The sequence below is a fragment of the Nonomuraea typhae genome (genome assembly GCF_009760925.1).
Classification (GTDB): Bacteria; Actinomycetota; Actinomycetes; order Streptosporangiales; family Streptosporangiaceae; genus Nonomuraea; species Nonomuraea typhae.
On sequence record NZ_VRLV01000029.1, the window covers coordinates 25,158 to 35,212 of the forward strand.

7 protein-coding genes are annotated in these 10,055 nt (G+C 73.5%); 2 read left to right on the plus strand and 5 right to left on the minus strand.

The window, feature by feature from the left end; all coding sequences use genetic code 11:
* Nucleotides 1-69: 69 nt before the first annotated feature.
* Complete coding sequence (locus tag FVE25_RS53025; RefSeq protein WP_157255085.1) at nt 70-1,014, minus strand: hypothetical protein; 945 nt, start codon at nt 1,012-1,014, stop codon at nt 70-72.
* A gap of 92 nt (nt 1,015-1,106) precedes the next feature.
* On the opposite strand from FVE25_RS53025, the gene FVE25_RS53030 reads away from it, so the two are divergent.
* The gene (locus FVE25_RS53030; RefSeq protein WP_157255087.1) at nt 1,107-2,927 is read left to right on the plus strand and encodes a type IV secretory system conjugative DNA transfer family protein; all 1,821 of its coding nucleotides are present in this window, start codon (nt 1,107-1,109) and stop codon (nt 2,925-2,927) included.
* Nucleotides 2,924-3,475 (plus strand): hypothetical protein, encoded by a 552-nt coding sequence (locus FVE25_RS53035; RefSeq protein WP_157255089.1) that lies wholly within the window; start codon nt 2,924-2,926, stop codon nt 3,473-3,475. Before FVE25_RS53030 ends, FVE25_RS53035 begins: the two co-directional genes overlap by 4 nt.
* Before the next feature lie 572 nt (nt 3,476-4,047).
* Here FVE25_RS53035 and FVE25_RS53040 read toward each other — a convergent pair.
* From FVE25_RS53040 to mobF, 4 genes are all read right to left on the minus strand, one after another.
* Complete coding sequence (locus tag FVE25_RS53040; RefSeq protein WP_157255091.1) at nt 4,048-4,323, minus strand: hypothetical protein; 276 nt, start codon at nt 4,321-4,323, stop codon at nt 4,048-4,050.
* On the minus strand, nt 4,323-4,754 hold the full coding sequence (locus FVE25_RS53045; RefSeq protein ID WP_157255093.1) for a hypothetical protein: 432 nt from the start codon (nt 4,752-4,754) through the stop codon (nt 4,323-4,325). The genes FVE25_RS53040 and FVE25_RS53045 overlap by 1 nt, the downstream gene beginning before the upstream one ends.
* 178 nt (nt 4,755-4,932) lie before the next feature.
* Nucleotides 4,933-5,124 carry a hypothetical protein gene (locus tag FVE25_RS53050; protein WP_157255095.1) on the minus strand — a complete coding sequence of 64 codons (192 nt, stop codon included), beginning with the start codon at nt 5,122-5,124 and terminating at the stop codon, nt 4,933-4,935.
* A 91-nt stretch (nt 5,125-5,215) separates the two neighbouring features.
* Entirely contained in the window at nt 5,216-9,454 is a 4,239-nt protein-coding gene (mobF, locus tag FVE25_RS56785; RefSeq protein WP_157255097.1) for a MobF family relaxase, read from the minus strand.
* Nucleotides 9,455-10,055: the final 601 nt, after the last annotated feature.

Genomic DNA, 10,055 nt, shown 5'->3' on the forward strand with positions numbered 1-10,055 from the left:
CGGGGGGTCTGGGGGGCCGCGAGGCCACCCGGGTCCAGGTCTCCAGTCCCTGGGCTGGCGGGTGTCGGTTCAGCCGTACATCTGGTGGCAGGCGCGGTTGCGCAGGGCGAACTCGGGTTTGCTCGGGGGGAAGAGCTCATCGCACTTCTGGCCGACCAGGCTGGTGGAGGTGCCGCCGTTGCCGCCCGTGCCGGTCGTGGTCTTCTTCGGCTTGGGCTTGTTCTCGGTGCCGCTGCCGCCGCTGTCGCGCTGGCCGCCCTGGTCGTCGTCGCGGGTGCTGGCGGGCCGGTCGGGGTCGACGGCCAGGCGCCCGTCGTCCTCGGCGTCCTGGCGGCCTTCACCGCGGCCGCTGTCGCGGGTCCGGCTGGGCGTGAGCGTGGGGCTGGTCGACGGGCTCGGCGAGGCGGTCGGACTGAACGGGGTGAAGATCGGCGCGGGGGAGGCGTGGCCGTCGTCCGGGTCCTCGCGAACGGACTCGTAGGTGAGCGTGGGGGTGGGCGTGGCGATCGCGGCTTGCTCGCTGCCGCCCCAGGGGATGGATGCGGCGGCCACGCCGAGAATCAGCGCCACCGCGCCGCCCACGACGGCGTAGGGGCGCCAGTCGCGGGTTTCGGGCTCGCCGTAGTACGGCGTGGCCACCGGGGCCTGCTGGACGTCCCAGGACCGCCAGGAGTTGACCGGGGTCGGCGGGATGACGACCGTCTCGCCCTGGTCTTCCGCTCCGTCGTCCTGGTCGTGCCAGCCGCCCGTGCCCTGCCCGGCGTCGGCCGTCTCGGTGGCCATCTGGGCGGTCTCGGTGGCGGGGTCGTCCTGCTGGGTCCACAGGTCGTAGTCGGCGGCGTCCGGGTCGACGCTGAGCGGGCCGCCGGGGTCGACGGCGGCCGGTGGCGGGGCGTAGTCGACCGGGTCGGGCTCGATGGGGTAGCCGCCGCCGACGTCGGCGAAACCGAGCGGGCCGTCGTACCCGGCGTAGGGGCGGCCAGGCAGTTCAGGGGCGTCACCGTCGTCCCGCATCCTGCGTTCCCTCCCAATAATCGCAGTTACTGAGTGTGTGCAGTGTGTCACGGTAGTGCCGGGTCGACGGTGCGATCTTCTGGTGGAGGGCAGTGAGGGTGACGGCGGGCGAGGTGGACGGCTGGGAGCTACTGCGGTCCTACGGCGGGTGGATCGCCCTGGTGGTCGTGGTGTTGCTGCTGGCCTCGGTGACGGTGCATCGGCTACGTGATCCGCACCTGCGGCGCGGGCTGGCGCTGTGGTGGCGGCTGCGCTGGCGGCTGTATCCCGGCCCCGGGTTCGCCAAGCGGCTGGAGCTGTGGCGGCACTACGGCCGCCCGGCCTGCCAGCAGATCGCGTTGCGCGCCAGGCCCTCGCTGGGCGGCCGCTGGGATCGGGCCCGACTGCATCACCGGGAGATCGCCGTCTTCCTCGGCTGGGCGCAGGGCTGGCTGTGGCGGTTCCGCTGCTATGCCACGCTGGAGGACATCGTGCTGGTGCTCGCGCCGCACAAAGAGGGCAAGAGCGCGTGGCTGGCGGGCCGCATCCTGGACGCGCCCGGCGCCGTGGTGGCCACCTCGATCCGCACCGACCTGGTGGAGGCCACCGCAGGCCTTCGCTCCCGGCGGGGCCGGGTGCACGTGTTCAACCCTGAAGGGGTGGGCGACTTCGCCACGACGGTGCGCTGGTCGCCGGTCGACGGCTGCGAGAACCAGACCACCGCGATCCGCCGGGCCGCGCACCTGGTCGCGGCCGCCGACTCCGGCGGCGTCTCCGATCAGGGGTTTTGGACCAACCAGGCGGCCATGGTGCTGGCCGCGCTGCTGCATGCCGCCGCCCTGGCCCGCCTGTCGCTGGCTGAGGTCTACGCCTGGATCGTCACCGACGACCCGACCCCGGTGAAGATTTTGCAGGTACGGCGGCCTGGCCTGTCCACCGAGCGGGCCGCCGCGATCGTGGGCCGCTACCTGGCCTCGCACTCGCGCACGCGCGACTCCATCGCGATGACGCTGCGCCAGGTGCTGCGCTGCATGGAGGACCCGGCCACGGCCTGGACGGTCTGTCCGGACCCCGGCGAGGGGCTGAACATGCGGCGCTTCCTGACCGAGCGGGGCACGCTGTACCTGGTGGCCGGCGAGGGGGAGCACACCGCCACCCCGCCGCTGTTCGCCGCCCTGGTCGCCGAGCTCCACCACGAGGCGCACCTGGTCGGCTCGCGCCTGCCGTACGGCCGCCTGGACCCGCCGGTGACCTTCGCCCTGGATGAGGCGCCCAACATCTGCCCGGTGCCGCTGAACTCGTGGCTGTCGACGGCCGCCGGGTCCGGCATGGTGTTCATCGTCGCCGCCCAGTCCTTCTCTCAGATCGAGGACCGGTGGGGAGCGCGGGGCGCGAAAACCATCTGGAACAGCAGCAAGGCGAAGCTGTTCTTCGGCGGCACCTCCGACCCCGAGGACCTGGAGCGCGTCTCGCAGTTGTGCGGGGAGATCACGCTGCCGATGTGGGAGGAGTCGCGCGACGCGCGCGGCGATCGGATGCGGACCAAGCGCTGGGAGACGGTGCGGGTGCTGCCCACCGAACAGGCGCGGATGCTGCCCACCTGGCGGGCGGTGGCCGTGCGCCGCAACGTCCGGCCGACCATCGTCCGGGTGGAACGGGTCTGGGCGCGGGCCGACGTCAAACGCTGGAATCGGGCCGGGGCCGCCATCCCGCTGCCCCGGTTGGAGCACGGCCAGCTCGCCCTCGACGGCGGCCTGGGCGCCGAACTGCGCGAGCCGTACGCCGATGAGCTGGCCTCCCGGCGAAGTGCTCGCGCCACCCTCGATGAGCCGCGTCCGCGACCGGGTCGTCCCTGGGACATCGCCCGCCGCGATGACGACCCGGATGATGACGCCGCCGGTCAGGTTCCGGCCTCGCCCGGCGGTGAGGCGTGAGCGCGCCCGGCGACGGCGCCGGCGGGGCGGTCGACGTGGCGAACGGCGAGGTGCTCGCCGAGCTGGCCGTGCAGGTGGAGCGGCTGGCGTCCGCCGTCGCCGAGCTGCAGGGCGAACGCGGCCGCCGTGGCGGCGGCCGCGGTGGTGGTGCTGGGGAGAGCGAGCCGCCGCGTCCGTGGTGCTGGCTGCGGATGGATCACGCCGCCAAGGCCGACCACCTGGCGGAGCTGGCCGACTGGGTGCGCGAGGTGTTGTTCGCCTGGCCTGAGGCGCAACGGGCGTTCCTGCCGTGCTGGACGCGGCACTGGGACGTGATCGAGGAACTGTCGGCCCTGTACGGCGCGTGGAAGACGGCCTACCTGTGGGAGGGGGCCAGCTCGCGCGACGCCAGCGAGTACCTGGACCGCTGGCTGCCTGGGGCCATCGCCCGCGCTTCGGTACGGCTGCGCCCATGCGCCCAAAGTCACCACCCCGACGGGGAACGCCGCGACGACGCCAAGCTGGTCGACCGCAGCCTGACGGACCTGCGGCGGCTGGCCCGGCGCTGACCACTACCAGGGCCTCATCACTTCGGTAGTGTGTTCGATAAGGGGTCCGCGCGTGGGGAAGCGTCGCGGACCCCTTCGCGTAGGCGCGGGACGACCTCCTCAACCGGCACCTGCCGCCCGCCGACGCCGAGCGCATCGCCAGCGCCCAGCTCGACAGTGAGATCGAGGTAGAGCGGGCTCCCGAAGTGACCGCCTGGTGCCGCCCGCCCCCGACCCGGTCACGGCCGGCGTCGACGGGTTCGGCCCTCACGACGCCTAGCGCGCGAACCGTACGGCGTACTCATGCGAGGGCCGAAAATTCCGGTTACCCGTGGGTAACGGTACAGAACCTCAGTTCTGTCAGGTAAAAGCATGGCTTTGACCTGGGGAAACGTCTTCAGATGCCCGACGTCGTCACACTGACCGGTTGTTTTGGGGCCTAGTGTCCGCTCTTCCAGCGGGCGATGCATGATCATGCATCGCCCGCTGGGGCTGTTTCGTCGTGCACCGCGGCGGCCGCCAGCGCGCGACGCAACCCCTTGGGATTCGTCGTGGGGAGGCCTCGCGCGGCCGCCACGACGAAACCCCGGGGCCTATCCGAAGGGGTGCGTCTCCAGTCCGCGGAGGACCTGTTCGATGCTGGACAGGTCGCGGCGGATCGCGGTTGTCCAGCGGCTCACGTCGTCGCGTTGGCTGACGGTCGGGTCGAACCACTCGCGGGCGTCGGGGCCGTCGAAGGTAGCGCTGGGCGCGGCGTAGCCGCCGCTGCTGGGCGCGTCCGGGTCGATGACCCACCAGCAGTCGTGATCGGGCCACTTGATGGCCACGGTGTGCTCGTAGCGGTGGACGCGGATCTGCGGTGGTTCCATTACCGGCCTTCGCCCTGGCGCGCTAGGGCCTCGATGCCGACCTCCAGGTCGCTCTTGGCCATGAGGGCCTCGATGGTGACGGCGGCGAGCTGGTCGACGATGGCGAGCACGGCGGTGGTCTCGGTGGTCATCTCGGTGACCAGGGACTGGTAGTGCTCGACTCGGCGGCGCACAGCGGGTGCCAGGCCGGGCTCGGCTGCCCAGCGGCGGCCCTGTTCGGCGAACAGCTCGTTGTCGGCGGCGGTCTGGGTGAACGCCTTCTTCGCCCGGGTCACGGTGGCGTCGTCCAGGCGGTACGGCTGGGCCAGGCCCTGCTCCAGGGTGGCCTTCTGATCGCGCACCATGGCGATGCCGCTCTCGATGTGACTGGTCAGCGTGGCCAGCATGCTGAGGGGCTGCCAGTTCGGTTCCTGCCGTTGCGCTTCGGCCATCGATGTTCGCGCCCTTCGCGGTGATCTGTCCCAGTGACCGGCTCAGCGTAGCCACGCCGTACCGGCGTGCGTGGGGGAACGAGCACCCTGGTTGCGTCGCGCGCTCGAGTACGCCGCGGTGGGCCGACGAAACCCCGGCGGCAAGCCGTACGGCTCCCGCCGGGGGAGTGCGGACGGTTCAGCGGCTGCGGCCGCGGCTGCGTCGTGGACCCGTGCGGCGCCGGGACAGGGTCCTGCCGTGCAGGTGCTCGGGCAGGCGTCGGCCTCGGCGGGGCGGGTCGTAGGTGGCCGGTGCGGCTAGGGCCTGCTGGACGGTCATGGTGAAGTCGCCGGCGGCGAGCACGGCGGGGTGGGTCGGGGATCTGGTCATCCGGGGTCGTCCTTCCGCAAAGGGTCGGCGTGCACGCGGGCAGGATGTTGGGCTGGGGTGGTCCACGCTGAAACCCGTTCGGCGGGCGCGGTCAGCGGCCGCGCTCGGGTCCGCCTCGGTCGCGGGCCGGGGGCGGCCGGTAGGCGTCGTCCCGGTCGCGGTCGCGGCCCTGGCTGCGGAAGCGCGGGCGGCGCTCGGGGCGTTCGCCGCGTTCGGCGGCCTGGCGCTCGCGCTCGGCGTACTCGGCGCGGGCCTGGCGCTCCACCGCGCGGACGTCGGGGGGCAGGTCGGCGCGGCGCTCGGTTTCCTCGCGGGTGGCGGCGAGCTGCTGGCGGGCGCGCTGGTAGGTCTGGCGGGCGGCGGTGCTGTGGCCGTCGGCCACCGTGACGTCGGTGGTGCGGGCCTGGCTCCTGGCCGATTCCCAGCCGCGTTCGAGGTCGTCGTGCTGGCGGCTGATCAGCGACCAGGTGGCGGCGGGCGGGGCTTGGGCTGCCGCTTGGCGGGCGTGCTCTTGGATGGCCGGGCCTTCCTCGCGCACGGGGGCCAGGTGCTCGGCGATGGCCGCGCGGCGTTCGGCGAGGTGGGGGAGTTCGGCCTCCAGTTCGCGGCGGCGGGCGCGGTGGGAGGGCAGGATCTTGCCGAGCTTGGCGAGCTCGGCGGCGATGGCGCGCTCGCGCTTGTGGATCTGGTCGACGGCGCGGTTGCCTTCGGTGACCTGCCGGCGGGCCTGGCGCAGTTGTTCGGCGGCCTGGCGGGCGGTCTCGATCTCGCGGGCCTGGGCGGCGAGCTGGGCGCGCTTGGCCTCCAGCGCCTTCTCGGCGGGTCCGCCGCCGTCGCTGATGTAGCGGCGCATGATCTGCTCAGCGCGCTGCAGCTTGGCGGCCGCTGCGGTGGCCTGCTGGGCGAGCTGCTTCTGGCGGGCGGCCAGGGCGGTGTCGTCCAGCAGGCCGACACCGAACGGGGTACCGCTGAGCGCCATCAACGCGTTGGCGCGCCGGACGGTGGCCAGCGCCTCCTCCGCCGTGGCCAGCTCTGCGGCGGCCTGGTGCTCGCGCTCGGCGTCCGGATCGGCGGCGCGCTCGACGTCGGCCTGGCCGCGTCGGTCGACGGCCTGGTCGACGTCGGCGGCCCGCTCGCGACCCGGGTCGCCGGCCTCGCGGTCGTCCCGGCCGGTGTCGCGGTCGGCCTGGTGCTCGCGGTTGGCGTCGTGTTCGGCGCGCTGGTCGACGTCGTCCCGGTGCCGGTCGGCCTGGCGGCCGGTGGCGCGCTCGGCGGGCCGGTCGGGCTCGGCGCCCTGGCCGTCGTGGGCGATGGGGTCGGGCTCGGGGGTGATGAGCCGGTCGGCCCGGTCGCCCTCCAGGCTCTGGGCGTAGGCGGCCAGGGCGCGCTGCAGCGCGTCGGCCTCGCCGCGCACCGGGCCGTGCGCGGCGCGGTCGGCGTCGGTCTCCAGAAGGTCGCGCGGCAGGTACAGGTGGGCCGTCAGCCGGTCGCGGGTCATCGCCGCGTACAGGGTGTGCGGGTCCAGGCCCATGCCGTAGATCAGCGCGTGGTCGGAGGTGAGGCCCTGGGCGGCGGCCACCGTCATGGCGGTGCCGTAGGACAGCATGCCCTCGGCGATGTCGGCCGGGTTGATCAGCGCGTGTCTGATCCTCGGGCCCTCGGGGCCGACCGCGCGCCACTCCACCCGGACGCGGCCGCGTTCGTCGATCTCGGTCACGCGGCCGCGGTAGCCGTTGAGGATGTCGACGTCGCCTTCGCCGCGCCGGGCGCGGTAGTCGTTCTTGCGCACGCGCACGTGATCGCCGACGGCCAGCACGATGTGCTTGCCGCCGGCCACGGCGTACCGGCGCTCCGGGCCGGTGATCTCCCCGGCTTCGCGGCGGATGGCGCGGGCGGCCTGGTTGAGCCGCTCGGCGGCGTCGTTGGTCCCGGCCAGCACCAGCACACCGGCGAGTTCGTCGTGCACCGCCTCGGGGCTGGCACTGTCGCGGTACGGCGCGCGGGCGGCCGCCCAGTCGCTCACGAGCTGCGCCATGGTGTCCTCGGCGCCGAGCCCGGCGTGCACGCGACCGCCCTCGCCCCACGCGCGCAGCGCCTGGCGGCGATTGTCGCCGCGCCACAGCTCCAGCGCGGCCCGTTCCACAGGGTCTTTCTGGCGGCGGTTCTCGCGCAGGGTGAGCCCGTCGACCTGACGGTGCACAGCGCGGAAGCCGCCGCCGACGCCGATCGCGCGCAGCTGTAGAGGGTCGCCGATCGGCACCACCTTCGTGCCGCACCGCATCGCTTCGGTCAGCAGTGTGGCCAGGTGCCGGTCGTCGACCATCGCGGCCTCATCGACCACGAGCACGTCGACCCCGGCCAGGCCCTGGCCGCCGTCGATGCGCTGCAGCCAGGTGGCGATGGTGTCGGCGCCGATGCCGGATTCGGCCTGGAGGTTGGCGGCCGCCACGGCGGCGGTCGCCGCGCCGCGCACCACCAGGCCGCGCGCCTCCCACCCGGAGCGGGCGGCGGCCATGATGGTCGTCTTCCCGGCGCCGGCCACGCCGATGACGGCGTCGATGCCGTGTCCGGCGGTCAGCAGCCGCTCCAGGACCTCGCGCTGCGCGGGGGAGAACTCGAAGCCGTTGGCGACCTGGTAGGTGTCGATGGCCAGCGCGGCGGCCGCCCCGTCAACGACCGCCACGCCGGTGGCGTAGCGGTCGCGGACCTGGGCCAGGATCGTCTCCTCGGCGTCCAGGATGTCGCGGCTGGTGAAACGCTGGGCGTTGGTCAGGTGCGAGGCGCCGGCGTCGGCGAGCTGGACCGCCGGGCCATGCTGCAGGACCTCATCGGTCAGGGCCTCTGCTTCGGCCAGATCGGCCACGCCGTCGGGCAGCGCGTCGATCACGGCGGCCAGGACGTCGGCCCGGGAGACGATTTTGGTGTGGGAGGTGAGCCCGTGTTCGGGCCGCCAGATCCACGCGGCGATCTCTTCGGTGCTGGGCCGCTCGGGCAGTACGGCGTGGCCGGTGCGGCAGCGCTCGGCGAGGGCCTGGCCGTGGCCGGGTTCGCCTGCGGCGTCGTCGACCTGCTGGTGCCAGGCGGCGCGCAGCGCGGCCTCATCGGGCTCGGCGCCCTTGGCCTGGCGGGACTCGGCGGAGGCGGTCTTGACCGCCTGCCGCGAGGCGCTGGCCGGGTCGACCCCGAGCCGGGCCAGCAGCCCCTCGACCTGGCCAGCCCTCTTGGACAGCAGCACGCGGGTGGCCTCGGGAATGGCGATGATCTCCCACGCGCCGGTCACCGGGTCGCGTCCGAACGCGATGCCGTACCGCTCGGTGAGCACCCGCCGGATGCGGGCCTTCAGCAGCGCGTCGGCGGCGTGCGCGTGCCGGTGGATGTCGCGGCCGCCGGCGCCGATGGCCGACCATCGGCCGTCCTCGCGGCCGCGCACCAGGTTGGCGATCGCCACGTGCGCGTGCAGGTGCGGGTCGGGGGCCTGGCCGTCGACGGGGCGGGCGGTCTTGTGCCACATGACCCAGCCCAGCAGGCCGGTGGAGTCCATGCGCTCGGCGAGCTGGCCGTCGCCCTGGTGGCCGCGCTGGCCGTAGGCGGCCCACTTCTCCATCGCCGCGACGGTCTCGGTGACCGCGTCGGCGAAGACGTTCTCGATGGCGGCGGCGAACTCCGCGTCGGCCAGGCCGTACAACACGCTGACCGACTTCGACAGGTCCAGGGTGAGGTCGTAGCCGCGGTTGCCGACGCGCACCCGGGCCTCGCGCCACTTGCGTGCGTAGGCCAGCTCCTTGGGCTCGTAGACGGCGGCCAGGTCGACGTCGGCGGCTCGGGCCAGCTTCTCCACGTCGTCGATGCGGATCAGGTGCGTCTCGCCCTGGCGGTCGACGCCGCGGGCGAGCTGGGCGGCGCGCTTGGCCATTGCCGGGCGGGCGGCCAGCAGCTTCTCCACCGTCACGCCCTGGGCGGCGGCCGCCGCCTCCAGCGCGGCCACCAATGGGGCGCCGGGGAGTTTGGCGCGCGGGTCGGCCAGGTGCTTGGCGGCCAGCAGCACCTCGCCGGTGCGCGGGTCGACGCCGGACATGATGGCGCGAGCCGCCTCATGCTGATCAGCCGTCAGCCGGGTTCCGGGGGTCAGGCCGACCTCGCGCAGGCCCTCGCCGATCCACATCAGCCCGCGCTCGTCTGCCAGCCGGTAGGCGACCTGGCCGTCCTCGCCGCGCGCCGGGCCGTGCTCGTGGGCGGGCTCGCCGGGCTGGCCCATGCCGCAGCCGGCGCCCTCCTGTAGCCGGTAGTCGACCTGCTCCATGGAGGGGCCGATCACGCTGACCCACGCCACCCGCGCCCCTCCTTCCAAGCCCTTCGTTGATCTTGCTCTTATAGTTTTTCAAGATCTTTTGAGGTGGGCCGCAGGCCCTCCGTATCGGAGATACCTTGGTCCATCCCTGAGAAGGATCTTGAGAGGTGAGTGTGGCATGCGAGGCGGGAGGGATCAAGGGGAAGGGGGCCCACTAGCGGAAGAGGGGGTAGTGGGGGGATTGGCTGGCGGGGAGCCCTGGGGTGGTGATCGGGGGGTGGGCGGCGCGGGAACGTGGATGCGGCGGCCGCCGGTCAGGACCCAGGTCTTCCTCGCCGAGCGGGGTCGCCCACGACCGGGGGCCGGGCTGGACTGTTACCCGGCGTGATCGTCCCCGTCTCGCCGATCCTCGCGCGCGCGCCTGCACGCGTAGGCGGCACATCGGCGGTGAGACGAGACATTGAGACGATCACACCGGGTAACCGTGCGGGGCAGTCAGGCCCCGCACGGACATGAGCAGGCCCGCCCTCGGCGGGCCGGGGGGGCGGGCCTGGTCAATGCGGGACTGGGTTGTCACACTGCGGTTATGGCCGTGGCGACTGTGTGGTTGCGGGATCTGGACGACCGTCTGGTGGCGGCGGAC